At 60.2% G+C, this 25328-nt stretch carries 27 protein-coding genes; 10 read left to right on the forward strand and 17 right to left on the reverse strand.

Annotated elements, in window-relative coordinates:
- Nucleotides 1-47: 47 nt before the first annotated feature.
- The gene (locus QWZ03_RS10325) at nt 48-1133 is read left to right on the forward strand and encodes a patatin-like phospholipase family protein (protein ID WP_290332634.1); all 1086 of its coding nucleotides are present in this window, start codon (nt 48-50) and stop codon (nt 1131-1133) included.
- A 29-nt stretch (nt 1134-1162) separates the two neighbouring features.
- Here QWZ03_RS10325 and QWZ03_RS10330 read toward each other — a convergent pair whose 3' ends face one another.
- Nucleotides 1163-1924 (reverse strand): endo alpha-1,4 polygalactosaminidase, encoded by a 762-nt coding sequence (locus QWZ03_RS10330; RefSeq protein WP_290332635.1) that lies wholly within the window; start codon nt 1922-1924, stop codon nt 1163-1165.
- Between the two features lie 294 nt (nt 1925-2218).
- On the opposite strand from QWZ03_RS10330, the gene QWZ03_RS10335 reads away from it, so the two are divergent.
- Nucleotides 2219-2719 (forward strand): hypothetical protein, encoded by a 501-nt coding sequence (locus QWZ03_RS10335; RefSeq protein ID WP_290332636.1) that lies wholly within the window; start codon nt 2219-2221, stop codon nt 2717-2719.
- A 24-nt stretch (nt 2720-2743) separates the two neighbouring features.
- Here the strand turns inward: QWZ03_RS10335 and QWZ03_RS10340 are convergent, their stop codons facing one another.
- The 8 genes from QWZ03_RS10340 to QWZ03_RS10375 form a co-directional block, all read right to left on the reverse strand.
- Entirely contained in the window at nt 2744-3514 is a 771-nt protein-coding gene (locus tag QWZ03_RS10340) for a LytR/AlgR family response regulator transcription factor (RefSeq protein ID WP_290332637.1), read from the reverse strand.
- The gene (locus tag QWZ03_RS10345; RefSeq protein WP_290332638.1) at nt 3507-4778 is read right to left on the reverse strand and encodes a sensor histidine kinase; all 1272 of its coding nucleotides are present in this window, start codon (nt 4776-4778) and stop codon (nt 3507-3509) included. Before QWZ03_RS10345 ends, QWZ03_RS10340 begins: the two co-directional genes overlap by 8 nt.
- Nucleotides 4779-4923: 145 nt before the next feature.
- Nucleotides 4924-5511, reverse strand: a complete 588-nt coding sequence (locus tag QWZ03_RS10350; RefSeq protein WP_290332639.1) for an acyl carrier protein phosphodiesterase — start codon at nt 5509-5511, stop codon at nt 4924-4926.
- A 131-nt stretch (nt 5512-5642) separates the two neighbouring features.
- Nucleotides 5643-6125, reverse strand: a complete 483-nt coding sequence (locus QWZ03_RS10355) for a nuclear transport factor 2 family protein (RefSeq protein WP_290332640.1) — start codon at nt 6123-6125, stop codon at nt 5643-5645.
- Nucleotides 6126-6229: 104 nt separating this feature from the next.
- Nucleotides 6230-6487 carry a glutaredoxin 3 gene (gene grxC / locus QWZ03_RS10360; RefSeq protein ID WP_290332641.1) on the reverse strand — a complete coding sequence of 86 codons (258 nt, stop codon included), beginning with the start codon at nt 6485-6487 and terminating at the stop codon, nt 6230-6232.
- Between the two features lie 159 nt (nt 6488-6646).
- Complete coding sequence (locus QWZ03_RS10365; RefSeq protein WP_290332642.1) at nt 6647-7513, reverse strand: HD-GYP domain-containing protein; 867 nt, start codon at nt 7511-7513, stop codon at nt 6647-6649.
- Between the two features lie 316 nt (nt 7514-7829).
- Nucleotides 7830-8204: a hypothetical protein gene (locus QWZ03_RS10370; RefSeq protein WP_290332643.1), complete on the reverse strand. Its 375-nt coding sequence runs from the start codon at nt 8202-8204 to the stop codon at nt 7830-7832.
- Nucleotides 8205-8246: 42 nt separating this feature from the next.
- Entirely contained in the window at nt 8247-8786 is a 540-nt protein-coding gene (locus QWZ03_RS10375) for a carboxymuconolactone decarboxylase family protein (RefSeq protein ID WP_290332644.1), read from the reverse strand.
- A gap of 134 nt (nt 8787-8920) precedes the next feature.
- Between QWZ03_RS10375 and QWZ03_RS10380 the strand changes: the two genes are divergently transcribed.
- Nucleotides 8921-9820, forward strand: a complete 900-nt coding sequence (locus QWZ03_RS10380; RefSeq protein ID WP_290332645.1) for a LysR family transcriptional regulator — start codon at nt 8921-8923, stop codon at nt 9818-9820.
- Between the two features lie 27 nt (nt 9821-9847).
- Here QWZ03_RS10380 and QWZ03_RS10385 read toward each other — a convergent pair whose 3' ends face one another.
- The 4 genes from QWZ03_RS10385 to QWZ03_RS10400 all read right to left on the reverse strand — a co-directional run bounded on the left by QWZ03_RS10385 (nt 9848) and on the right by QWZ03_RS10400 (nt 13805).
- The gene (locus QWZ03_RS10385; RefSeq protein ID WP_290332647.1) at nt 9848-11920 is read right to left on the reverse strand and encodes a pyridoxamine 5'-phosphate oxidase family protein; all 2073 of its coding nucleotides are present in this window, start codon (nt 11918-11920) and stop codon (nt 9848-9850) included.
- Between the two features lie 141 nt (nt 11921-12061).
- Nucleotides 12062-12688, reverse strand: coding sequence for a glutathione S-transferase family protein (locus QWZ03_RS10390; RefSeq protein WP_290332648.1), 627 nt, complete (start codon nt 12686-12688; stop codon nt 12062-12064).
- 248 nt (nt 12689-12936) lie between these two features.
- Nucleotides 12937-13473, reverse strand: coding sequence for a carboxymuconolactone decarboxylase family protein (locus QWZ03_RS10395; protein WP_290332649.1), 537 nt, complete (start codon nt 13471-13473; stop codon nt 12937-12939).
- A gap of 179 nt (nt 13474-13652) precedes the next feature.
- The gene (locus tag QWZ03_RS10400) at nt 13653-13805 is read right to left on the reverse strand and encodes a hypothetical protein (RefSeq protein WP_290332650.1); all 153 of its coding nucleotides are present in this window, start codon (nt 13803-13805) and stop codon (nt 13653-13655) included.
- 55 nt (nt 13806-13860) lie between these two features.
- On the opposite strand from QWZ03_RS10400, the gene QWZ03_RS10405 reads away from it, so the two are divergent.
- The 3 genes from QWZ03_RS10405 (at nt 13861) to QWZ03_RS10415 (ending at nt 18568) form a co-directional block, all read left to right on the forward strand.
- Nucleotides 13861-14043: a hypothetical protein gene (locus QWZ03_RS10405; protein WP_290332652.1), complete on the forward strand. Its 183-nt coding sequence runs from the start codon at nt 13861-13863 to the stop codon at nt 14041-14043.
- Between the two features lie 242 nt (nt 14044-14285).
- Nucleotides 14286-16652 carry an AAA family ATPase gene (locus QWZ03_RS10410; RefSeq protein ID WP_290332653.1) on the forward strand — a complete coding sequence of 789 codons (2367 nt, stop codon included), beginning with the start codon at nt 14286-14288 and terminating at the stop codon, nt 16650-16652.
- Nucleotides 16649-18568, forward strand: a complete 1920-nt coding sequence (locus QWZ03_RS10415) for a UvrD-helicase domain-containing protein (protein WP_290332654.1) — start codon at nt 16649-16651, stop codon at nt 18566-18568. The genes QWZ03_RS10410 and QWZ03_RS10415 overlap by 4 nt, the downstream gene beginning before the upstream one ends.
- Nucleotides 18569-18672: 104 nt before the next feature.
- On the opposite strand, the gene QWZ03_RS10420 is transcribed toward QWZ03_RS10415, so the two are convergent.
- Nucleotides 18673-19953, reverse strand: coding sequence for an aspartate carbamoyltransferase (locus QWZ03_RS10420; protein WP_290332655.1), 1281 nt, complete (start codon nt 19951-19953; stop codon nt 18673-18675).
- 194 nt (nt 19954-20147) lie between these two features.
- Here QWZ03_RS10420 and QWZ03_RS10425 point away from each other — a divergent pair, with 194 nt between their 5' ends.
- From QWZ03_RS10425 to aroF, 3 genes are all read left to right on the forward strand, one after another.
- Nucleotides 20148-20510 (forward strand): cupin domain-containing protein, encoded by a 363-nt coding sequence (locus tag QWZ03_RS10425; protein ID WP_290332656.1) that lies wholly within the window; start codon nt 20148-20150, stop codon nt 20508-20510.
- A 14-nt stretch (nt 20511-20524) separates the two neighbouring features.
- Nucleotides 20525-21196: an isoprenoid biosynthesis glyoxalase ElbB gene (gene elbB / locus QWZ03_RS10430; RefSeq protein WP_290332657.1), complete on the forward strand. Its 672-nt coding sequence runs from the start codon at nt 20525-20527 to the stop codon at nt 21194-21196.
- Nucleotides 21197-21412: 216 nt separating this feature from the next.
- The gene (aroF, locus tag QWZ03_RS10435) at nt 21413-22417 is read left to right on the forward strand and encodes a 3-deoxy-7-phosphoheptulonate synthase (protein WP_290332658.1); all 1005 of its coding nucleotides are present in this window, start codon (nt 21413-21415) and stop codon (nt 22415-22417) included.
- 25 nt (nt 22418-22442) lie between these two features.
- Here the strand turns inward: aroF and QWZ03_RS10440 are convergent, their stop codons facing one another.
- Nucleotides 22443-23213, reverse strand: a complete 771-nt coding sequence (locus tag QWZ03_RS10440) for a hypothetical protein (RefSeq protein ID WP_290332659.1) — start codon at nt 23211-23213, stop codon at nt 22443-22445.
- A gap of 125 nt (nt 23214-23338) precedes the next feature.
- Here QWZ03_RS10440 and QWZ03_RS10445 point away from each other — a divergent pair, with 125 nt between their 5' ends.
- The gene (locus tag QWZ03_RS10445) at nt 23339-24199 is read left to right on the forward strand and encodes a prephenate dehydrogenase (protein ID WP_290332660.1); all 861 of its coding nucleotides are present in this window, start codon (nt 23339-23341) and stop codon (nt 24197-24199) included.
- Here QWZ03_RS10445 and QWZ03_RS10450 read toward each other — a convergent pair.
- Both QWZ03_RS10450 and QWZ03_RS10455 read right to left on the reverse strand, forming a co-directional pair.
- A complete protein-coding gene (locus QWZ03_RS10450) occupies nt 24196-24675 on the reverse strand; it encodes a hypothetical protein (RefSeq protein ID WP_290332661.1) in 480 nt (159 codons plus the stop codon). The genes QWZ03_RS10445 and QWZ03_RS10450 overlap by 4 nt on opposite strands.
- Nucleotides 24676-24752: 77 nt before the next feature.
- Nucleotides 24753-25127 carry a 50S ribosome-binding protein YggL gene (locus QWZ03_RS10455; protein ID WP_290332662.1) on the reverse strand — a complete coding sequence of 125 codons (375 nt, stop codon included), beginning with the start codon at nt 25125-25127 and terminating at the stop codon, nt 24753-24755.
- Nucleotides 25128-25328: the final 201 nt, after the last annotated feature.

Here is a 25328-nt window from a genome sequence, read left to right on the forward strand (position 1 = left end):
CTGCTGGCTCTAGAATGTGTTTTTGTTGCATTGCCGCGAAAACTGCCATGTCATTAACGCCTGCCATCCATATACAACACTCCGCGCCCCTGGTTTGGCGGGCGGGGCATCGTGCGCTGCAGCATATCCGGCAGCGTGGCCTGGCGCCGGCCGATATCGGCCTGTTGCCCGGTGCCGCGGGCGGGCCGAAGGCGTTGGCGCTGACCGGGCTGGATCAGGCCTTGTTCGGTGACTGGCTAGCGCGCAGTCCACGCCAGCGGCAACTGATAGGCAGCTCCATCGGCGCCTGGCGTTTTGTCTGTGCCATGCAGGACGACCCGGCACGTGCACTGGGGAGGCTGGCGGAGCGCTATACCGAGGAAACCTATGCCAAGGGCGTGACGGCCAGCCAGGTGGGCACCGCCTTGCGGTGCATGTTGGCGGATTTGTTCCAGGGCGATCCGGCCAGCCTGCTGCATCACCCCAGCTACAGCCTGACGTTGACGACGGTGAAAGCCCGGGGGCTGTTGGCCTCCGAGCATGGGCCTACCCAGTTGGCCGGGGTGCTGGCGGTGGCCACCGCCAATCTGTTGTCGCGCAAGCTGTATGCCAAAGGCTGGGATCGCGTCTGGTTTGCCGACCCCCGCCATCCGGCACCCCCATTGGCGGGGGATTTTCCCACCCATATCGCGCCACTCAAGGCCGATAATCTGCTGGATGCGCTGCATGCCACGGCAGCCATCCCCTTGGTGGTTGCGGGGGTGAACAACCCCAACCACGCACCCGCAGGCCGCTATCGTGATGGCGGCTTGATCGACTACCACCTGGACCTGCCCTATACCCAGCTCAGTGATCTGGTGCTCTATCCACACTTTTACCCGCACATCGTGCCGGGATGGTTCGACAAGAACCTGCCCTGGCGCCGGCCGTTGCCACAGCGACTGGAAAATGTCGTGCTGGTTGCCCCCTCGCCAGACTGGGTGGCAAGGCTGCCACACGGCAAGATTCCCGACCGTAACGACTTTCGCGACTTCGACGACAGTACACGGCAAAAATACTGGCGCCAGGTCAGGGCCGAAACGGCGCGCCTGGGTGATGCCTTTCTGGCCGAAGTGGAGCGTGAGGACCTGGTGAGCCGAGTGGTGCCGTTCTAGTTGCCACCACCCGGCCACAACCAGGCCTGTCAGCTGCAGAGCGTGCCTACGCCCTTGAGCGCCAGCTTGAAATACTGCAGCGAGTAACGATTGCGCTTGGCATCGGCACACCAGTTGGTATTGGGCGTGCTGCGGTATTCGGCAATGAATATGGGTTTGCCCATGGCAATAAAGGTCTGGTAGACGCCGCACTCGCGGTACTTGTAGCAGCTTTCGTTGATCGCAAAATCAAACTTGCCCACCAGGTCGGGCGCCAGTTCCACCGTGTTCTTCAGCCCGATCAGCAGGCCCTTGGCGTGGGCCGTATCAGCCAGGAAGCGGTTGTAGTCGAGCTGGTGCGCAGCGGTCAGTGGCAGGCCGGTATCGTTGCTGTAGCCGTCCACATTGTCGGGGTCCACCCCATCACAACCCTTCTGCTTGGCCAGATCCATGCGCTTTCCCATGATGCTGCGCACGGTGGCATTGCGTATATCCAGCCAGTTCTCGCCTTCCCAGCCATCCAGCGGTTTGCCCAGGGCAGCCTGGGGGAACTGGTTGGCATCGGGCCGCCAGTTTTCGTAGCTGCCGGCACTGAAATAGCAGATGACGGTACGGCCCTGGCTCTTCAGCTGGGCGATGGTGGTGGCAGGCATATCAAACAGGTCGATGTCGTACAACTGGCGGTTCGGCTTTTGCAGGGTGCCTTGCAGTTGCAAGTGCCAGCTCATGCCTACCGTCAGGCCCGCCGCCGTGCCGGCTTGGCTGGCAATCAACAGGGTGATGAGTGCAAGGCGTGGCAGCTTGGAGGACATGGCGGACTCCTGAAGGGTTATCGGTTTGGTGGCGACAAAACCAAGGCTAGGCTATTGATTTGTTAATGGCAATATAACGAAATACTAATTTTAAGTTTGACCGATAAGCGGCAGTTGAACCGTGCTGCCCAAGGTGATGCCTTGCCAGGGCAAGGCGTGCGCAAAGCCTTGGCAGCAGGGCTGCGTGCCGGGCAAGCGTTGTGCAGGAAGCGTTGTGGTGCTGGATATATTCGGGAATATTCACCCAGGGGTGCGACAATGGCGCCGCCTTCCTGCCGCCATTGCTTAGCCTTTGTGAATAGCCCTATTCCCACGCCCGGTACGGTCACCCATATCGCCAGCACCTCGTCAGAGACGCTGGTGGCTGCACGTTTGCCTGGCTTGCCCGATGTGCTGGGAGCGCTGGAGCGCGGGACGCTGGCACCCCATGCGTTCGACCATAGGGCCCATGTATTTGCAGCCTGGGCCGCCATGCGCCAATACGGCCTGGAAGAGGGGGCGACACGGTTTCGCCATGCCTTGCGTTGTTATTGCGGCCACCTCAAGGCCGATGACAAGTACCACGTCACCATCACCGAGGCGCTGTTGAAGCTGATCGCCCTGTACCTGCCCGACGATGCCGGGCAGCACCTGCGCTGGCAGCAACAATGGCGACGGTTTGAACGGCGTGCGGCCGGGCTGATGCTGAGCAGCCGCGATGCCTTGAGCCATCACTACAGCGAAGGCCTGCTGGCGCAGGAGTCATCGCGGCAGGCATTCATCGCGCCCGATCGTCTACCGCTGGCCGCGAGATAAGCCACGCCACGCAAGGTGTGGCAGCTACATGGTTTTGAACAGGGCCATGAAGGGCTGGCTGATGCTCAGCAATTCGGGACGTTGCTTCAGTTTGAGTGCGCCCTTGCCGCTGTCGTCCCGGCTGATGGAGGCAATGGCCTTGAGATTGACGATGGTGGCACGATGAATCTGCTTGAACAGATTGGTATCCAGCAAGGGCAGCAACTCCTTTAACGGCTTGCGTAGCAAGGCTTCACCTTCGGCTGTCATGACCACCGTGTATTTATTGTCAGACTGAAAATAGACCACGTCTTCCACCAGTATCAGCCGCGTCTCCTTGCCGGCGCTGGCCGTCAGCCACACCAGCGGGGCTGGCTCTGGCGTGATGAGCTTGCGCTGGTTGAGCTGGCCCAACAACTGCACCAGGGTGGCGTGGTCTATGGCACCGGCGGCTGCGCGGGTCTGCAGCCTGTGCATGGTGCTGGCCAGCCGCTCCCGGCTCACCGGCTTGAGCAGGTAGTCCACGGCGCCGCGCTCAAAGGCATCGATGGCGTATTGGTCGTAGGCGGTAATGAATACCACCTGGGTCGCCGGGCTGACCTCGGCGGCCGCAGCGGCTACCTCCAGCCCGGTCAGGCCAGGCATGCGGATATCCAGCAGGGCGACGTCGGGCAGCAAGGTGCTGATGGCTTCCAGCGCTTCGCCACCTTCTTCGCATAGGGCGACGATTTGTGCCGAGGGCCAGGTCTCGCTCAGCAGCACTTGCAGTGCCTGGCGCAGCAGGGGCTCGTCTTCGGCAATCACACACCTAAGCATGTTGCTGCTCCTGCAAGGCCAGGGTGGGCAGGCTGCTGCCGGGCAGGGTGAGGGTGGCAGCCACACCCTGCGGGAAGTTGGCGACGATGGTAAACGAGGCGAGATTGCCATAGGCCAGGCGCAGGCGCTCGCGCAGGTTCTTCAAGCCTATGCCGGTGCCGCTGCTCTCTGCATTGAAGCCCTGACCATCATCTGCCACCGTCAATGTGATCTGACCGGCGCTGGCGCGGGCCAGTATCCAGATGGTGCCACCGCCGGGCTTGGGTTCCAGACCATGCTTGATGGCATTCTCCACCAGGGTTTGCAGCATCATGCTGGGCAGGGGGAGCGCCAGCAGTGAGTTGGGCACCTCGATCTGCAGCTTCAGCCTGTCGCCCATGCGTATGCGCAGGATATCGAGGTAGGCACGGGCCCGTTCCAGCTCGTTGCCCAGGCCGGCAAAGGCGTGGTCGGTGCTGGGGAGGGAGCGGCGCAGATACACGATCAGATTGCCCAGCATCTCGTCTGCCAAGGCCGGATTGCTGCGGGTCAGGTACTGGGCGCTGGTCAGGGTGTTGTAGAGAAAATGCGGCTCCACCTGCGCCTGCAACAAGCTGAGCCTGGCAAGGGTGAGCTCCTTTTCGGCCTCGCTCTGGCGTGCCTGCTCCTGCTCAAGCTGGCGGAGCGTGGTTACCCGGCGGCGGATGGCGCGGGCGATGGCTTCGGCATTCTCCAGATTGGTGGCATCGTCCATCTTGAACCAGTCACCCCAGGCACCGCCTTCCGGCTCGCAGATCAGCGTCACACTGCCTGTGCCTTCGCCCGGCATCACAGTGGCCAATATCTGGTTGCGGCCGGTGCGGAACATGCCGAACAGGATGCGGCCAGGCAGGCCCTTGCCATAGGGGTCGATACGCTGCACCTTGGCCCGTACCTGCAGGCTGTCAGCGGTGCTCTCGATTTCCTCGACCCGTGGTAATTCCCGGATCGCTGCATCGACCAGTTCGAAGGCCTCGCTGGCTGGCAGGGGGATCTCGATCTGTCGCCGTTGCCGATTGGACAGCGTGCTGCCATCAAGCCTGCCTGCAATTAGCCGTACCCGGCGCTTGTGCGAGGCGGCGCTGATCACAAGGCAGCTCATCACCAGGCCGATGGCTAGCACCCAGACCCAGTGTGGGTCGCCATGGCCGGGTGGCGCTATGGTGCTCCAGAGCACAATGACAACCCAGAAAATGGCACCCCAGGTGAGGAGCAGGCGAAAGGTGAATAGCAGGCTGCTGAGCATGATGGCGTGTCCGTCGTGGCAGGAATGGTGTGCAGCATAGCGGGCAAGTGGCGCCGCCGTGTTGGCCTTGGGACGAAACCCGGCCGGTAGGGACGGAAGGGCAGGCTGGTGGTGCGAAACCGGGCACCGATAGCCCGGCGACCGCTCACAACCCTCGGCGCTCGGCCTGAACGTAGCCGATAAGCTGGGGGAAGAAAACATCGAAACCCCGCGCCAGCGCCACTTCATGCGATTGCAGGTCACCCAGGCAATCGACCAGGCGGTCACCATTGCGGGAAAGCCGCGTGGCGATACGGCGTATGGCATGGTCCACGCTTTCGCGCTGGCGATAGGCGCCCAGCCAGTCATGCGCCATCATGTGCGGGGCGATCTCTGCCAGCCGCTCAGGCCACTGGTCTTGCCTGGACTGCAGGGCGGCATAGAAGCGCTGGTTGAACTGATCCAGCGGCGTATCGCTGTAGCGCGACCACTGGCGAGCCAGCAGATGGTCGTAATAGACATCGAGCAAAATACCGGCGTAGCGGCGCCGACCATCTGGGAAACACTGCCTGGCAGCCAGCACTGCAGCATGGCTGTCGGTATAGCGGTCTATTTTGCGATGCAGGCGGATTTCCGCCTGCAGCGTGGGGCTGTAATGATCGAGCTTGTCCGAGCCGACAAAATCCCCCAGCAAGGCGCCGACCATGGCTTCGTCGTCGTGCTGGGCAAGGTAGATATGGGCGAGGTAGTTCATGGCACCCAGTGTACCCGCCCGGTGCAGCGCCGTGTACGGCACTGGCCGTGCCCTCGCTCCGCCTGTCTTGGGCATGGTGAGCAGTGACAGCAAAGTCAGGAGGGGGCGTCTGCAGCGGAGTCTTTCATGTATTACAGACCCAGTTGGCTCAGCCCTGGGTGATCTTCCGGCCGTTTGCCTATCGGCCAGTGAAACAGCCGCTCGGTTTCAGCGATGGTCAAGTCGTTGATGCTGGCGTGGCGCACTGCCATCAGCCCTTGTGCATCGAATTCCCAGTTCTCATTACCATAAGAGCGGTACCACTGACCTGTGTCGTCATGCCATTCGTAGGCAAAACGTACGGCGATTTGGTTGCCGGTATAGGCCCATAGCTCCTTGATTAGTCGGTAGTTGTGTTCGCGCTGCCATTTTCGGTGCAGGAAGGCTGCAATTTCTTCCCTGCCGTTCAGGAACTCGTTGCGATTGCGCCAACGGCTGTCTGCTGTATAAGCCAGCGCAACCTTGGCAGGATTACGCCCGTTCCAGCCGTCTTCAGCTGCCCTGACTTTGGCTAGTGCGCTGTCGCGGTCGAAAGGTGGCAGGGGCGGGCGGCTAGTGATCTGTTGGTCTGTCATGATGGTTTACCGTATTTTGGGGTGGTTTGCTGCAACTGGTCGGCTGCTATGCATGGAGAGCCGGTTCAATGCTTTTCGACGAGGCGAGAAGACGTTGAACAGGCTCATAGACCTAGCAGAGGATCGAGAGCGCCGCCCTGATCAAGTCGAACCAAGTCATCAAACCCACCTATGTGCTCGCCGTTGATAAAGATTTGCGGCACTGTGCGCCGGCCGCTGCGGGCGATCATTTCGTCACGCAAGGTGGCCGACTGTTCAATGTTGACCTTGTTTATGGCGGTGATGCCCTTACGGCCCAACAAACGTTCAGCCTGTACGCAATAGGGGCAGGTGGAGGTGTGGAACAGAGTGATGTCGGTCATGGCGCTTCCTTTGGTTGTGGGTGATCGAATAGCGAACAGGCACCACTTTGACCGTGTTGCAGGAAGAGTAGAATCCTCTCTGTGGGGAAATGATTGTTACGACAGGTGGAATAATTGGGCTTTGTTTGTATGCCTGGGGCCGCCGCCGTGACCGGCACTTTATGTCAGCAAAGGTGCCCACTCGCTCAGCAGTGTCTGTAGCAGACTGGTATCGGGCAAAGGTAGGCTCAGGTTGCCATGGGTTTTACCCACATGGGCTGCATGCAGGCCACTGCCTGTCTGCTGCCACTCATAGCGCGCATTGCAGGCCGGGCAATCGGCATGCTCTCCAGGCTGAGTAGCGCGATAGCGTTGGATCACCGGACCGCAGCTGGCACAAACACCGAGTGGAATTCCCTCGTCGGTATGGCCGACGATATGGTCAAAGGCGCCCTCCCGGCCCAGTGCCACAAAACGGCTCGCCAGTTCGGCGTCAAACTGTCTGCCTGCGGCGCTGCTGATGATCTCCAGCGCGGCGGCGATAGGCATGCCCTTGCGATAGGGGCGGGTACTGGTCATGGCATCGAAGGCGTCGCAGATGCCCACCAACCGCGCGTCCAGTGGAATGGCTGTGCCAACCAGACCCACTGGGTAGCCGCGGCCATCTGGTGTTTCGTGATGGTGGAAGACGACGTCCATGACCAAATGTGCCAGCGGATGCTCGGCCAGAATGCGCTGGCCTATGGCTGGGTGGGCCTTGATGACCGCATATTCGTCGTCGTCCAGCTTGCCCGGCTTGCGCAGCACGGCATCGGGAACGCCGATCTTGCCAATATCGTGCAGGAACCCGGCGAGGGCAATGCGGTGGACTTCCTTGTCCGGCATGCCCAATGATCGTCCCAGTTCCTCGGCCATGCGTGCCACGCGCCACAAATGACCACCGGTGTAGGGGTCGCGCGCTTCGACCATCCAGGCCATCAGCATCAAACTGCGAAGTAGGCCCTGATTGTGTGGCGTCTGATGGACGTCAAAAGGGGGATTTGACATGGTGGGTGCCGATAAAGAGTGGATGGAGGCAAACCGGGGTTTTCACACCAACACGATAGTTCAGTGTTTGGCTGTGCGCTTGAGCTGCCTGCCGGCCGGTGCCTATAGCCGGCTCACGATTTACACCCGGGCGCGAAAAGAGCGTGAACTGGCTCTGTGTGTCAACAGCCAGGCAAGAAGAGTACGAGGCGCATGAAGCGCCTCGTCAATGTGGCCATTCCAGCGCCATCATCAGTTTTCCCGCAGGGCTGGCTTGCCAGCCGTAGCGGCAGTGACCCTGCCTTAGGCAATGCAGCTGCAGGCAGGGTGGGAAGGATTACTTGGTCATGTCCACGTCGTACCAGGGCGTGACATTGATGGGGCAGCGGTAGCGGAAGCCATTGGCCGTAACCGTGACACGGGCCGTCTTGGTTTCGTTGGGGTTCAGGCCAAAACCACCCAGCAGCTCATGGGTCTTTTGATCCTGCACATTGAAACCGACAAACTTGCCCGCCTTGTTGGTGACGACAAAATCGTACTCGCCGGGCTTGAGGTCAGTCAGGGTTTCCTGCGCAGCGAAGTAGCCGTTGTACTCCGTCAGGTGGATGGTGGTGACACCGTCCTTGGTCATGGGTGCTGCGGCAAAGGCCGGGATGATCATGGTGGCGGCGAGTGCCAGTTGGGCGATGAATCGGGTGTGGGCGACTTTCATGTGGATTCCTGAGTGAGTGGAGAGGGTGGTTGGCGAACTGGCTTACTTGGCCGAGACCTTGGGGAAGTCGATATCGGTCTGGGCGACGTTGTTGACGTAATTGGTCAGCACATTCAGGGCAACGACCAGAACGATTTCCACTACCTCGGCCTCGTCGAAGCCGGCCTGGCGCAGCGCGGCCAGATCGGTATCACTGACCCGGCCGCGCTCAGTGGCAACACGGTAGGCAAAGCGCAGGGCGGCGGCAGTTCTGGCATCGCTGCTGTGGTGGTCACGGGCGGCGGCAATGTCGGCTTCGCTGAGCTTGGCGACATTCAGACCCAGGTAGGTATGCGCCGACAGGCAGTAGTCGCAGCCGTTGTACTCGGCTACCGTCAGGGCGATCCGCTCACGCAATGCGGCGTCCAGCTTGCCCTTGTTCAATGCGGCATTAAGCGACAGATAGCCTTCCAATGCGGCGGGGCTGTGGCCGATCAGTTTCATCAGGTTGGGGACAACGCCGAGTTGTTGCTTCACGGCTGCCAGAAGCGGCTTGCTTGCTTCAAGAGATTGTTCGACGGTAGGGATGCTGATACGGCTCATGATGGTTCCTTGGTTGGGTGGCTTGCAGTTCGCAGCGCCCAGTGCGGTGCGAGTGACGCCACTTTGCCAAAGTTCATCGAATAGAAGAATGGATGTAGAATGCAATAGATTATTCCAATTAAAGGAATGAATGTATGGACAGACTGCACCTGATGACGGTGTTCGTAGCGGTGGGCGAGGAAGAGAGTTTTGCAGGTGGTGCAAGGCGATTGGGCATGTCGCCGCCGGCTGTGACGCGCGCCATCTCGGCCTTGGAAGCCCGTTTGGGGGTCAAGCTGCTGCAACGCACGACTCGCTATGTGCGGGTGACAGAGGCAGGTCAGCGCTATCTGGACGATGCCCGCCGCATCCTCGGTGAGGTGGATGAGGCCGACGAGGCGGCGGCAGGTATCAATGCGGCGCCACGCGGCCATCTCACGGTGACGGCGCCAGTACTGTTCGGCAAGATGTTTGTCATGCCCGGCATCATTGATTACCTGAACCGCTACCCTGAGGCTGATGTGTCGGCGCTGTTCCTGGATCGGGTGGTGAATATGCTGGAGGAAGGTGTGGATGTGGCGGTACGCATCGGCCCCTTGCCTGACTCCAGCATGCGTGCCATCAAGGTAGGCCAGGTCCGGCGCGTGCTGTGCGCCTCGCCTGAATACCTGGAACGGCACGGCATTCCGCTAACCCCCCAGGTATTGCGCGACCGGACTATCATTGCTGCGACCGGGGTGTCGCCGGCGGTGGAGTGGAAGTTCGGGCCGGAATCCGGTCCCGCCAATATCAAGCTGAAGCCGCGGCTTACGGTGACCAGCAATGATGCTGCGATCGAGGCTGCGCGCAGCGGGCTGGGTATTACCCGCCTTATGTCGTATCAGATAGCTCCGCACCTAGCGACGGGTGAACTCAAGATCGTGTTATCCGAATATGAGAACGCGCCTTTGCCCATACACATCGTGCACCGCGAGAGCAAGTACGGCTCGGCCAAGGTGCGCAGTTTCATCGACCTCATGGTAGATCGCCTGCGCGCCGACAAGCACCTGAACTGAGTGTGAGTAAATGCTCAGCCAGCGGGTTCAGAGCTTTAAGACAATGCGGGCAGCCTGCTCGCTGCTACGGGCGGGTACGGCGCAGCACGGCAAGACCTCACCCTCGGCCAATGGAAATGCGGGCCGTTGAGGATAGGTAACGGCACCCTCCAGTAGTGACACCTTGCAGGTACCGCAGCTACCACCGCGGCAGCTGAATTCCGGTGTCAAGCCGCGTTCCTCGGCCAGTTCGAGCAGGCTGGCGCCACCGGCCTGCCAGCGTGCCTCTTTGCCTGATTCGGCGAACAGTACCTTGACGTCGTGATCGGCGACAGGCGCGAGTGCAGGCACCGCAGGCGCGCTATCCTGCCGCCGCGCCAAAGCTGCCGGACCAAAGGCTTCGGCATGAATACGGTCATCGGCAATCCGCAGATCACGCAGACCGTCATACAGGCTTTGCATGAACGGTGCCGGGCCACAAAGGTAAAAGTCGTAGTCATCCAGCGGCAGAGCCGATTTGATCAAGGCCAGATCAAGGTGGCCCGCAACTTCGTAATCGTGACCATGTACGCGGTCGGCTTCGGGTTGACTGCTCAGACGCACGACCTGCACGGCATTGCTGGCACGACGGAGCAAGTCGTCGATTTCAGCATCGAACGCCCGCTCGCTAACCGTGCGGGTGGCATAAAACAGGTAGGTCGGCCTTATCCGGCGGGTGCGTAGTCCCTCAAAGACGACATGATGCAGCATCGCCAGCATGGGCGTAATGCCGATACCACCGGCCAGAAGCACCAGCGGACGCCGCTCGGCTGCATCGACCACAAAGTCACCTTGCGGGGCGCGGGCCTCGATCAGGTCGCCGACCCGGAGCGTGTCGTGTAGATGCGCTGAAACAGTACTGCCGCGCTTGACGCTGATGCGGTAGACGCCTTCGGACGGCCCGAGTGACAAGGTGTATGTACGGATTACCGGTTTTTCCTGTCCCGGCAGGGACAGGCGTATCGGCAGATGCTGCCCCGCACGGAAGGCGGCCAGACCCACGCCATCGGTCGGGCTTAGATAGAACGAGCGTACCGCCGAACTCTCCTCAACGATCCGCTCGATGCGGAACGGTCGCCAAGCGTTCTCCAGTGCCGCCGCAGCTCGCCTGGCAGCAGCCTGTTCCCAGGATCCGGTCATCAAAGAGTTAGGTGAGAAGTCCCTGAGTTGCCAGCGCAAGGCCAGCACGGCGCGGCGGCGTACAACCCGTTCGACCTGGAAGCGCCACAGGCGCTCGGCCCCCTGAAAGGCGGCAATGTCCTCGCCAGCAAACTGGATTTCGGTACTGCCGCTCAATTGCAGCATATCGCCGCTGGCGAAGTCGATGAATACCAGCCCCGCCTTGGGGTGAACCAGCAGGTTGCCTAGCGTATTGAAGTGCATATTGCCGGCAAAGTCGGGAATCGCGAGCGTGTCACCGTCGACCAGGACAAAACCTGGTTTACCGCCACGGTGCGATACATCGACCTGGGGGCCGGGATTGTCAGCGTCGCCGGGAAAGTAACTGGCAACAAAGAAAGTGTCGGCAGCGACAATGGCTTCCCTCGCCGCTGCATCGAGCCCGCTCAACTGCTCGACGGCACCGCTATAAGCTTGCCCGGGTGGCTGGGAAAAAGAGAACTGCCGATCCTGGATATATTGCGGACAGTTGCCGAAGGAGTGGCCAACTTGCACCGCGATATCACCATCCTGCTGCAGGTGGATCTGTCCATTCATGCGGTTGCGGCGACGGGTATGCAGCTCGATACCCAGTAGTCCGACGGCAGCGCCATCCTGCAGACATTCTAGCAATGGATCGCCAGTTGCAGGCTTGGTGCGAATCAGCAACTGACGCGGGTCGGGTGAGCGGATGAAGCCAGGGTTACCCTCCAGGATGCTGGCCCAAGGGTAACCTTGCTCATCCACGCCACCCGCCACAATAAAGGGCAATTGCTCATAGAAGGTGCGGTGCTGGTCCGGCATGTAGTCTCGGATGACCCGCCTGCCAATGGCCTCCATCTGGGCTGCAGTGCCCATTTGCTCATGGATCGCCCGTTCACCGCGATGCCAGGGGGAGGTAGTGCCGGTGTTCGGGGAGCTCATGATTTTTCCTTAGTCGATGCGCTGTTGCGCGGACATGCATAGTCCTGGCCTTGCCGGGCGAGGCGCTGATAGCTGAAATCCCGCAAGCGACAAACAGGTTTTCAAGGGCAGGCAGCTTGCCTGCCCTTTGCAACTGGCTGATCAGGCAGCCAGGCCGACGGCTGTTTTCTGCATGCCTACAAAGCCGGGCAGAGCTTCAATGCGACGCAACCAAGCGCTGACTTGGGGGTATGCACCGAGTGCGACATTACCCTCGGGTGCATGCGCGATATAGGTGTAGTTGGCGATATCGGCAATGCTGGGCTTGCTGCCGATCAGGAAGGGACGATCGGCCAGTTCGGCATCCATCACTTTAAGCAGATTATGCGAGCGGTTGATGACTTCGTCAGCGTTGAAACCTGCACCAAATACTGTCACCAGCCGCGCAGCAGCCGGACCAAATGCCACCAGCCCTGCAGCAACCGACAGCCAGCGCTGAACAGCGGCTTCTCCAGCAGCGTCGGCCGGCAGCCAGTCGCTGTTGCCGTACTTGCGAGCCAGGTACACCAGGATGGCATTGGAATCGGCAATCACGGTGCCGTTGTCGTCAATGACCGGTACCTGGCCAAAGGTATTCAACTTGAGAAAGTCAGGCTGCTTATGCTCCGCCTTGCGTAGATCCACTTCGATCAGCTCGGTAGGCACGTTCAGCAGCGACAGCGCCAGCCGGACACGGTGGGCATGACCGGACAAGGGGAAGGTATAGAGTTTGACGGGTTGTTTGGACATGAGAGTGCTCCTGTATGGGTGAGTCGAGGGTTAGTAGGTACAGTGAAGCTGTAAGGCCAATTCGAGGTGATCGGCTCCGTCTGCCAGAGCCAGCAGATCGCGGCCTTCGGCAATGGGGCTGCGTTGTGGCGTATGGCCAGCGAGCAGCAGCCAGCTCAAACCGCTTGCGGATGTTGAGGCGGAAAAGGGGTGCCCGTGGCGGCCAGTGCGCAAGAAAGACATGAGTCTGGAAATCATGTTGTGGGTGCTCAGTTCAGCGTAACCAAGGGGAAATCAATATCGACCTGGCTCACTTTGCTCATCAGATTGCTAAGGAAATTCAGCCCGGTATGGCTAATGACCTCGACAATCTCGGCGTCGCTGTAGCCGGCATTGCGCATGGCCCGGAGCTCATCGTCATCCAGATCACCGCGGTGTTCGATCAGCTGGCAGGCAAAGCGGACAGCCACAGCCGCCTTGGCATCGTGACTATCGCCCAGCCGGTTCGATTCCATCTCGGCACCATTGAGTCCGGCCTGGCTGCCCAGCTGCGCATGTACAGAGAGGCAGTAGGTGCTTCCGTTCTTCTGGGCTAGCGCAATTGCAATCCGCTCCCGGGTGGGGAGGTCTAGGCTGCCATCACGGGTAAGGCTGTGCAGATCGAGAAAAGCACGTAGCGCGGCGGGCGAGTTGGCAACGATCCTCAGTAGATTGGGGATATAGCCTTGCAGCTCGCCAACGCTGTGCAGCAGAGCGTGCTGTTCACGCGTGGCAATGTCGGCGGTGATGAGCGCAATGCGGCTCATGGTGGGTCCTTGTCTTCAGTAGTGTTGGCATCCGTGTTGCGATGCAAGTGACGCTACTTTGCCAAAAACCGATTGGAGGAAGAATGGCTGATTTGGTGAATTGATTGTTTCTTAAGGTGGAAGAATTGGTGTCATTCATCTTGCTGGGTGGTATCAGCGCGGGCGGGGACTGTATAAATTCATCGGGAAGTACGCTGTCTCAGGCTGCGCTGATAGCTGGCGCCAGGGGAATGCTGCCTGGTGGCCAGTACGGCCGAGTGGCTGTCGGTATAGAGGTCTATCTTGCGATGCAGGCGGATTTCCAGCTGCAGTGTGGGCCAGTAAATGATCAAGCTTGTCCAGGCCGACAAAATCCCCTAGCAGCGTGCCGACCATGGCTTCGTCGTCATGCTGGGCAAGGTAGGCGTGGGCGAGGTAATTCATGGCGCCCAGCGTACCCGCCTGCTGCAGCGTCGTGCAGGGGGCTGGTCGCGCCGTTTGCAGTGGCATGGCAAGCGGTTACCGCAATGCCAGAAGTGCCGTCAGCGGTGGATGCTGTCGTACATGATCTCCTACGCTGAAGGCTTGTGAAGATCATAGGGTTCGCATGCATGGCGTATTGGGTGCATCAGCAGCAACAACTTGTCAGCTGATCGGCCTAGGCGGTCGTCCGAGATTCCGCTTGGCAACGCCTTTTCCCATCCACTAGATTTGAGCAGCACTAACAAAGAACACGCCTAGCTATAGTTGGGTAGTTCGGATCTGTTCCGGCTATCCGCAGCCTCACGCTAAAGTTAGCGCTACAAAAATACATGCCAAAGGGAGGGTGCTACATGCACATCGAATTCGTCGAGATCGCGAATTTCAGGAAGCTATTGTCGGCACGCGTGGATCTGTCGCCCAAAACGACATTGTTTGTCGGTGCGAATAACAGCGGCAAGACCTCGGCCATACTGGCCCTACGGCGATTCCTAACGCCGCGACGCTGTCCCTTCGATATTCATGACTTCACATTGTGTCACCTGAGGACCCTCGTTGACATCGGCGAAGCATGGCTGCAGGCGAACCAGAAAGGTGACGAGAAAGGTGGCGTGGCAGAACTCACCCTGGATCCCTGGGTGCACGCGCTCCCAACCTTAGATTTATGGCTACAGGTCAAGGAAGAAGAAGTCCATCGTGTTCGAGATTTGGTCCCGCTCATGGAATGGACTGGCGGACGGCTGGGAGTGAGATTGCGCTACGAGCCCAAGGCCCTCAATGCACTTTTCAAGGAGTTCATCACTGCAGTCACCGAAGCCAATACCATGCGCACCGCAGCTGCGGTTGCTGCCGCAGCCAAGGCCGCCGATGCAGCGTCCACTTCCAAGTTGACGGTCTGGCCCGAAACGCTGGTCGACTTCCTCACCAAGCGACTGAGCTCGATGTTCACGATTCGGGTCTATCCGCTGGATCCAGCGCTACTTGCAAACCCTGAAAAGCTTCGTGCTGTGCCGCAGGCGCTTTCGGCAACAGCACTGCCGATTGAGGGCGATCCTCTCAATGGTCTGATTCGAGTGCATGACATTCCCGCGCAGCGCGGCTTTGGCGAGATCCCGAGTGGGGCCGAAGAAGAAGGTGAGCTGCAAACCTCGGCAGGCGGAACACGGCTGTCGGAACAACTCAGAAGCTACTACGCCAAGCATCTGGATCCAGCCAAGGGGCCAGACCCCATGGATCTGGAGGCTCTCCAAGCCATGGAGGCGGCTGAAGATGCATTCGACCTGAAACTGACAGAGAGCTTCAGCGAATGCTTCACCGAGGTGGAAGGCCTGGGCTATCCAGGTGTCAGCGACCCGCGGCCGCGCGTATCGACACGCTTACGAGCGATCGATGGGTTAAACCACAGTGCTGCGGTCAATTTCGAGGTTGACGTGATTTCAGATGCGGGCGCAGTAGCGCCCCTCCTGCTGCTTCCGGAAGGTAGCAACGGACTCGGCTATCAGAACCTCATTTCGATGATCTTCCGGCTGATGAGCTTCCGCGATGCCTGGATGCGCGTCGGCAAGGCGTCCAAAGGTGTCGAAGCTACAAGCATTGAGCCGCTTCACCTAGTCCTCGTGGAGGAGCCTGAAGCTCACCTGCACGCGCAAGTGCAGCAAGTCTTCATTAAGAAGGCTTATGAGGTGCTACGCAGACGCCCAGAGCTAGGCGAGAGCGACGCACTACGCACGCAGCTAATCGTCAGCACACACTCGAGCCACGTTGCGCACGAAACGCCCTTCGCAAACCTGAGGTATTTCCGGAGACTGCCGGCCGGCATGGTGGCCAAGGTACCTGTGTCGACGGTGATCAACCTGTCGCAGGTGTTTGGGGAGGGGGCGGACACCGAGCACTTCGTTACCCGGTACTTGCGTGCGCAGCACGCCGACCTGTTCTTCGCTGACGCAGCGATCCTCGTCGAGGGACCTGCTGAGCGCATGCTCATACCCAACTTCATTCGGGCGCACTACAAGGTGCTGCATCAGAGCTACCTCACGTTGCTGGAGATTGGCGGTAGCCATGCCCATCGTCTGCGCCCGTTGATCGATCATCTTGGCCTGTTGACGCTGATCATCACCGATCTGGACAGTCTGACGGGGACAGGGGGCTCATCAGTCCAACCTGCTTTGGGCGCTAGCCAGAAAACCAACAACGTCACCCTCAAGACCTGGGTGCCAGCCTTGGACGATGTAGACGCCCTCATCGGCGCACCGCCGGCGGCCAAGACGATCACGGATGCCAGCGACACGCTGTTCGCCGTACGCGCGGCATACCAGACACCTGTTGAGGTCACACTGCCGGGTGCCACAACCAAGGAGACCGCCTATCCCTATACTTTTGAGGACGCGCTCGTGTTCGAAAACGTGGACTTCTTTGCTGCGTTTGCCGGCCCCGGATTGAACGCCAAATTTCGGAATGCCATCGCTAATGGTGGTGGGGCGACCGCGATCGGTACTCGCATGTACAACGAGCTGAAGGGCGGCAAGAAGGCGGAGTTCGCGCTCGAAGTCTTGATGGCGGACAACTTCCACAATCTGAAGGTGCCTCAGTACATCGCCGAAGGTCTGGAATGGCTACAGGAGCAGTTGAAGAAAAAACAGGTGGAAATCTTAACGACAGCGGCGGCTACAGCCGTTCCAGTAGCTGCCGCTGCTGGTCTTGGGCCGGGAGGCACGCCATGACGGCTGCCGATGATCAATTTGATGCCGATGCCGACGCAACGATCATCGAGTGTCTTGACTTGGGCAAGCCAAGAAGCTTCTTTCTGTATGCAGGTGCTGGCTCAGGAAAGACGCGGTCCTTGGTCAGCGCCGTCAGAAAAACGATCGATGGAGAGCATGGCCGGCATCTGACGCTCACTGGCAAGAAGATTGGCATCATCACCTACACCAACGCCGCCTGCGAAGAAATCAAGCAACGTCTCGAGTTCGATCCACGGGTCGAAGTCATGACGATCCACGCTTTCGCGTGGTCGCTGATCGAGGGTTTCAACGCTGACATCCGTCAGTGGGTCGCAAAGAATCTTGAAGAGGAGCTTGCTAAGCTCGAGGAGCAGCACAGGAAGGGGCGTCTCAGCACGAAATCAGGCGCTGAACGGCTTCGATCTATGGAGAGCAAACGTCGCCGGCTGGCGCGTTTAGATTCCATCATCAAGTTCATTTACAGCCCGACTAGCGACAACCGCTCGCGTGACTCTCTGAATCACTCGGAGGTCATCGCCATGACCGCCGCATTCCTGACCAGCAAACCAGGCTTGCGGCGGATGTTGGTCAGCAGGTGTCCGGTCTTGCTCATTGATGAAAGCCAGGACACGAACACGGCACTCATGGACGCCTTCTTGCATCTGGAAGAAGAATTTCATGGCCGGTTCAGCCTGGGACTGTTCGGCGACATGATGCAACGCATCTACTTGGACGGGAAAGAACGGCTGGACAAGGTCATCCCGCCCAGGTGGGCTTTGCCTCGGAAGCGGATGAACCACCGGTGCCCATCCCGCATCGTTGAGCTCACCAACAGCATCCGCCGTGATGTCGACGGCGAACAGCAGGTCTCGCGCAGTGATGCTGAAAGGGGCGTGGTTCGGTTCTTCATTGCTCCTCAGGTAGGCGTTGACCCCTCCGCTATCGAAGCGGCGGTACGTCAACGGATGGCGACAATCACCGGTGACCCAGACTGGCAGAACTCTGACACGGTGAAGACACTTGCCCTTGAGCATCTGATGTCTGCGCGACGATTCGGCTTCGTGGAGTTCTTCGAATCGCTTTGGGGTATCGACAACTTCAGGACGAATTTGCTCCAAGGCACCGGTGCAGGTCTTGGATTCTTCACGCGGGACGTTTTGCCTCTGATCAAAGCGCTTCGCGCTAACGACCGGTTCGGGGCCACGGCGATCATCAAGGCGTCGTCGCCGCTCCTGGATCGAGCAACGCTTCAAGAGGCTGGATCAAATCAGGTTGCGCAACTCGGCAAGGCCAAGGCAGCGTGCGACGGGCTTCTGGCGCTGATCACGGAACAGCCAGATGTCACTGCGCAGACAGTGCTCGAGTTTGTTGCGCAGACGAATCTATTTGTCGTTCCGGACACATTGGCCCCCTTTGTTCTAGGTGACGCCAGCGCTGCGGCGGCCGAGGACAACGCCGATCAGGGCGATCAGGTGGAAGGCTCTGATAATGGAGAGGCCGACGACATCAGCCCTGAGTTGAGCGCGTGGAGCAAAGCTCTTGAAGCCCCACTGAGCCAGATCGAACGTTACGACTTGTACGTGCAAGGACAGTCGCAGTTCGGAACGCACCAGGGCGTCAAAGGGCTTGAGTTCCCCCGTGTGTTGGTGGTGATCAACGACGACGAGGCGCGAGGCTTCCTATTTGCCTACGACAAGTTCTTCGGCATCAAGGAGAAGTCAAAGACGGATCTTGAAAACGAAGCCGCTGGCCGAGAGACCGGTTCGGACCGCACCCGCCGCTTGTTCTACGTGACCTGCAGCCGAGCAGAGAAGAGCTTGGCAGTCGTCTACTACTCGCCCGATCCAGAGTTGGCTTGCGATGCCGTACTTCAATACGGTTGGTTTGAACAAGTCGAGGTTGAGCTGCTCAATTGATAAACGCATCCCAGCCGGCTGGTTGAGGCTACGCAAACGGTGAGCACCGGGGGGGGCGCCGACCACTCAATCCGCCATCCATGAATTGAGCCCATACCAGCCCCTCACTCCAGCACATCAAACGCTGCATCCTCCGGCCCCAGGTGCGGTGGGTGGCGCCAGTTGCAGTCGCGCAGGGCGTGGGGCACCTGCTGGTCTACCCCCAGCAGCTGGGCGAAGATGGCCATGCGTACCGGAATGCCGTTATCGGTCTGGCGGAAGATGGCCAGGCGGGGGTCGGGGTTCAGGTCGATGGCCAGGTCGTGGGCATCGGGGCGGCTGTCGCGGGGGAGGGGGTGCATGATGACCGTGTCGGGCTTGCACCAGTTTTGCACGGCGGCCAGATTGATCTGGAAGTCAGGGCTATAGCCTTCGAGCACTTCGCCGCCCATGCGCTCTTTCTGCACGCGGGTGGCGTAGATTACGTCGGCACCGGCCAGACCCTGGGCCAGTTGTTGGCTGCAACGCAGCTGATTGCCATTGCGGCTGAGCTGATCCATCAGTTCGCTGGGGAGTTCCAGCCCGACCGGGGCGACCAGGCTGATGGTGAGTCGCTGATACAGGCACAGCAGCTTGACCAGGGAGTGCACGGCACGGCCGTGTTTGAGATCGCCTACGATGGCGATGTGGCAGCCGTCGATCAGCTTGCCCAGGCGCGAAAATTCCCGTTCCAGTGTGTAGAGGTCCAGCAGGGCTTGGGTGGGGTGTTCGCCGGGGCCGTCGCCGCCGTTGATGACGGGTATATGGGTTGCGCTGGCAAACTCGGCCACAGCACCCTGCTCGGGGTGGCGCACGACCATGGCGTCGACATAGCCGCTGATAACGCGGCTGGTGTCATGGATGGATTCCCCTTTGGCCATGGACGAGAAAGTAAAGCCGGTGGTGTCGCAGACTGCGCCACCCAGGCGGCAGAAGGCGGCGCCAAAGCTGATGCGGGTGCGGGTGCTGGCTTCGAAGAACAGGTTGGCCAGCACGGCGCCTTCCAGCACCCGGCAGACCTTTTGCCGCCGGGCTACCGGCTGCAGCAGGTCGGCAAGCCGGAACAGGGCCTGTACGGATTCCCTATCAAACTGGCTGACTGAGAGCAGGTGTGGGCTGCCTGCGACGATGTTGCTGATTGGTTTGTGTACGCTATGTGTATATTTTTCGGGCTGCTGTGCTGCCATGATCTCGCCAATGAAGCGGGCAACCACGGTGGGCATGCTGCGCTGCTCATTGGAATCATCGGGGAGTAGCCAACTGTCCAACGCTCTGCGGCTCACGCCAAGCCTCTCGCAGAGCGCATCGCGGGTCAGGTTGAGGCTACGCATGGCGTCGCGCAGCAGGGTCTGTTGTGGCAGAGTCATGGTGTTATCCGTTTACGCATTGCGTATATTATTCACTGGCTTGTATCAGTTTGTAAATACGCATTGTGTTGCGTGCGCTGTTTGTGCGGCACCCTGGCGCAGGGATGTGGCAGAACTTGCAAACGTCATGCTTGCCCAAGCGGGGCGACATACAGCTAGAATGGCTTGAAACCTTACTGCAACAGGATAGTGCCGTGCCCGCCATCATTGCTTTCAGCCAGCAGAACACTGCGCCCGAGTATGACCATCCCAGGGAGGAGCGTCGTGTAGAGGGGAATCCGCAGCGCACTACCTGGAATCACTACACCAATGAGAGCGGCGAGGTGTATGCCGGTGTCTGGGCGTGTGAGCCGGGACGCTGGCGTATTGCCATGGGCGATACCGAGGATGAGTTCTTCTTTGTCACCGAAGGGCGCTGCCGCCTGATCGACGAGGCTGGCCTGGCTGTGGAGGTGGGTGCAGGGGAGTCGCTGGTGATACCGGCGGGTTTCAAGGGCGAGTTCCACGTACTGGAAGCCATGAAGAAGCACTATATGATTGTTGAGCGCAAGCCATGAACGGGGAGATGACCATGTCCAGAGTAGCGGTTGTACTGTCCGGTTGCGGTTATCTGGATGGCAGTGAAATTACCGAAGCAGTCGCTACCCTGGTGGCGCTGAGTCAGCATGGCATGCACTACGACTGCTATGCACCCGATAGGCCGCAGCGCCATGTGGTGGATCATCTCAGCGGCGAGGGAACAGAGGAGAGTCGCAATATTCTGGTCGAAGCCGCCCGCATTGCCCGTGGCAATGTCAGGGCGCTGGATCAGCTCAATCCCGATGAATACGACGCCATCGTGTTCCCCGGTGGGTTTGGGGCGGCCAAGAATCTCTGTACCTTTGCCGAAGAGGGCGTCAATGCCCGCATGCATGACGATGTAAAGGCCGCCATCATGCCGTTTGTGCTGGCCAAAAAGCCGGTGGTGGCCATCTGCGCCGCGCCGCTGCTGCTGGGCCTGGCCGCCCGCGAGGCGGGCTATAGCAAGGCACAGATCACCGTGGGCTATGGCGGCAACCCCTTGTCCGATGCCATCGAGGCCTGGGGGCAGTTCCATATGCCGTTGGCGGTGGACCAGGCCTGCCTGGACCGTACCCATGCGTTTATTTCAACCCCGGCCTATATGTTCGACGAAGCCAGCCCGGCGGCGATTTTTGCATCGGTACAGGCAGCAATTGCTGCATTGCGCGAAATTTTGGGTTAAGCTGGCCCCAACATCTACTTCAGGCAGCCGTAACCGTCATGCGTCGTTTCACCGCTTTCTTCTCGTTTTATTATTTTCCGATCACGAGTTGACGCGGGCTGCCCTGTTACACCCTGAAGCAAGTAAAGATTCAAGAAGGCGGGCCCAAAAGGCCCGCCTTTTTCTTTGTCCATTTTCTGCCATCCACCCCATAGAAAGACCGCCATGATCATCGTAATGTCCCCCGAATCGACCCAGTCCGAGCTTGACGCCGTTGTCAGCAAGATCCGCGCCTCTGGCCTTACCGAGCATGTTTCGCGCGGTAGCGAGCGCACCATCGTGGGCGCCATCGGCGACGAGCGCCCGCTCAACGAGCAGAGCTTCGAGCAGATGGCGGGCGTCGAGCGTGCCATCCATATCGTCAAGCCCTACAAGCTTGTGGCACGTGAAGGACACCCGGCCGGCAGCGTGATCGATATCCGTGGCATCAAGCTGGGCGGCAAGCAGGTGCAGGTGATAGCTGGGCCGTGTTCGGTCGAGACCCAGGAGCAGATGCACCTGGCGGCGGCAGGCGTGCATGCGGCTGGCTGCAAGATGATGCGGGGTGGCGCCTTCAAGCCGCGTACCAGCCCCTATGCTTTCCAGGGTTTGGGGGTACAGGGTCTGGAATTCTTCCAGGCGGCGGCACGCGAGTACAACATGCCCATCGTGACCGAGCTGATGGATGTGCGCATGCTGGATACCTTCCTGGAGCACGATGTGGACGTGATACAGATCGGTGCCCGCAATATGCAGAACTTCGATCTGCTCAAGGAAGTCGGCCGGGTCAACAAGCCCGTCATCCTCAAGCGCGGCTTGTCGGCCACGATTTCGGAGTGGCTGATGGCGGCCGAGTACATTGCGGCGGGTGGCAACAACAACATCATCCTGTGCGAGCGCGGCATACGTACCTTCGAGACGGCTTACCGCAATGTGCTGGATGTGACGGCCATCCCGGTGTTGAAGAAGGAAACCCATCTGCCGGTACTGGTGGACCCTAGCCACGCCGGTGGCAAGGCCTGGATGGTGCCGGCGCTGGCTCGCGCCGCCGTGGCTGCCGGTGCCGATGGCCTGCTGGTAGAGATGCACCCCAACCCCTGCGATGCCTGGTGTGATGCCGACCAGGCACTGACACCACAGGAGCTCAACGACCTGATGGCCTCCCTGCGCCTGATTGCCCAGGCGGTAGGCCGGGAGCTGTAAGAGCACAGCGATGTGGCAGGCGTGATCAATCCTGGCCGCGCCTTTGGTAGTGGGCGGCCAGATCAAGCGCTACCTCGTAAATACGGTCGCTGGTGGTGATGACATTGCGGCGCAGTTGCGGATCAGTATTGCGCTTGGCTAGCTCATCGATGGCCTGCTGGAAGAAGAACCACTGGCTATCCATCAAGGCCAGCTTGGCCTCTAGGGCGGGTGTGTTGTCGGGGCGGGCCTTCAGTTGCTGGCTCAGTTGCAGAAAGGCTGCGCGGCTTTCGATCAGGTCGCGCTGCAGGAAGGCAACCTTCAAGCCATATGCTTGCAAGAGATAAGTCTTGGCCAGTCGCTGCGACAAAGTGGCAATATCGCCGGCTATCCGGTTGGGCTGTGGCTTGTTGCCCGCGGGCCGTGCCAGTCGATCGCTCGCCTTGCGGGCTATCCAGGCCAGCTCCTCCGACAGTTCGGCCAGTCGTGCCGCTCCTTCGCGTGTCACCGGGGCTTGGGTGAGTGCGTGGTAGTCAGCCCAAAGCTGGGCCAGCAGGGCATAGTCGTCTGCCAGTTCGGCGTGCTCCCGGCTGCCCGCACGTAGCTTGGCCAGCTGCCGCTCGAACTGTGCAGAGGCGGCTTGTTGCTGGCGGCGGGCTTCGGCATTCTCTGCCTCCAGCCCTCGCCAGACATAGGCCCGGGCGATACGCTCGCTCAGCAGGGCCTGGCCGGCTGCATCATCCTGCAGGCCAGGCGCGGGTTCTGCCGCAAAGGTGGTCAGGCTGCACAGCAGGGTCAGTAGTATCAGTTGTCGCATGATGGGTTCCGGGCTGGAGATGGGTGGCGCTCTGGCACCCTTGGTCGCTTGAATGGCGATAGGCTTACAGGGTGACCCCGATGCCGGGAAAATCTGGCTGGCGGCGCAAAATCTAGGAGTGGGATGTGTTGAGCAAGCTGGTGGTAATCGGTGTGGGCCTGATAGGTGGATCGTTTGCCCTGGACCTGAAGCGGGCGGGGTTGGTGGGCCAGGTCGTGGGTGTGGGGCGTTCGCCCGAGAATCTGGCGCGGGCCATGCAGCTCAAGGTGATTGATCTGGCTGAACAGGATGCCGCAACGGCTGTCCGCGATGCCGATCTGGTCCTGCTGGCGACACCGGTAGGCCAGATGGACGCCGTCCTGGCGCGTATCGCACCCGCCTTGCCGCGCCACGCTTTGGTGACCGATGCGGGCAGCACCAAGCGCGATGTCGCGGCGCTCTACCGCAAGCATCTGGGCGATAGCCTGGATCGCTGCCTGCCGGCCCACCCGATTGCGGGGTCGGATCTGTCTGGCGCTGCAGCAGCACGCTATGGCCTGTATGAGGGCCGCAAGGTGGTGCTATGCCCGCTGCCGGAAACCAGTGCCGATACCTTGGCCAGGATAAGCGCCTTATGGCAGGCCTGTAGTGCCCATCTGGTGGTGCTGGACGCCGCCGAGCACGACGCAGTCTTTGCGGCAGTCAGCCATATGCCGCACCTGCTGGCTTTTGCCTATATGAACACGGTGCTGAATCGGCCCGATGCCGATACCTGCTTGGCCTTGGCAGCCAGCGGCTTCCGCGATTTCAGCCGTATTGCGGGTAGCCACCCCGAGATGTGGCGCGATATTGCACTCGCCAACCGCGATGGCTTGCTTGAGGACCTGCGTGCCTACCGGGCGGAACTCGATAGCTTGATTGCGCAGTTGCAACAAGCCGATGCGGACGGCATGACGGCAAAATTCGAGCGCGCCAGCCAGGCACGAAGTGCCTGGGGCAAGGGCTAGTTTGCTACGGTATCCATGACATTGCTGTAGCTGCCCGGCGCTGCGGCAGGGAGTGTCTGGCGGCCGATGGCATTGAAGGCGGCAAGCATGTTCACGGCCACGCTCTGGTCATCGCGGCACAGGCAGACATAGGCGTAGGGCAGGATCATCAACGCGCGGTCGGGCGAGACCACGGCCAGTGAACTCCAGTCGTTGAAGTCGTGAAACGTGAGGTTGACCCAGAGCCAGTCGAACTGGGCGGTCAACTGCTCTCCCCAGATGGTGCCCAGCACGATATGCAGGTCTTCGGGCTTGACCTCGGCGGCCTTGGGCGGGCGACCTTGCTGCCACTGGCTGACAGCCTGCTCGACTGCGCCAACCAGCTCAGCCGTGCTACGTCCGGCCAAGGTGATGCCCAGCGGACTGGCCATGCGTGCCACCCATTCGCGTACAGGCCTGAGCTCGGTGGGGCTGATGAGGGTTTCGCTGATGTTCATGGGTATTCCATGGCGCGTTGGAACGGGTAGGGCGGGGCGGGGAGGCATCTGGTGCAGTTGCAACCCCGCGTGTGTGATTACAGTTGGCCGTACCAGCTATCGACCAGCTCACCGGCATCCACCTCGGCGACCAGGGGGTGTTGGCGGAGGAAGGCGGTAAAGGCATCGCGTTGGGTGTCACTGACCGAGCCGTGCTCTGCCACCACAAAACCGTCGGTTTCCAGGGCTGTCATGCCGCTGCTGAAACCGCCCACGATCAGGTGTGTGCGCTCGGCTTCATCGCAGATGGCGTTGATCCAGGATTCTAGTTCGGATTCAGACAGCAGCTGCTTGAAGCGCAGCGTCAGGTGAAAGCCCAGTTCCACGAATTCGGCCAGATGGTACTTCTTGCGCTGACGCTGGTTGAGACGGCGTATGCGGCTATTGGAATGGCGATTGAGCCAGTTTTTCATGGTCCTGCTTTCGGTGTGAGACACGTAAGCCGCCATTGTACCTTGTCGGTCGCCCCTGTCTGCCGGAGCAGGCTTTTCGCTACACCATGTCAGTTCTATCACCGGCGCAAGCCAGGCCCCCTGGCGCCCCATCTTTACACAATCTTTATACCCGTTCCGCCTATCTCGACACTGTCTTTACGGCGATCTCCCTAGCATGGG

It is taken from the genome of Chitinimonas viridis (genome assembly GCF_030409555.1).
In the GTDB taxonomy this organism is placed as follows: domain Bacteria; phylum Pseudomonadota; class Gammaproteobacteria; order Burkholderiales; family Chitinimonadaceae; genus Chitinimonas; species Chitinimonas viridis.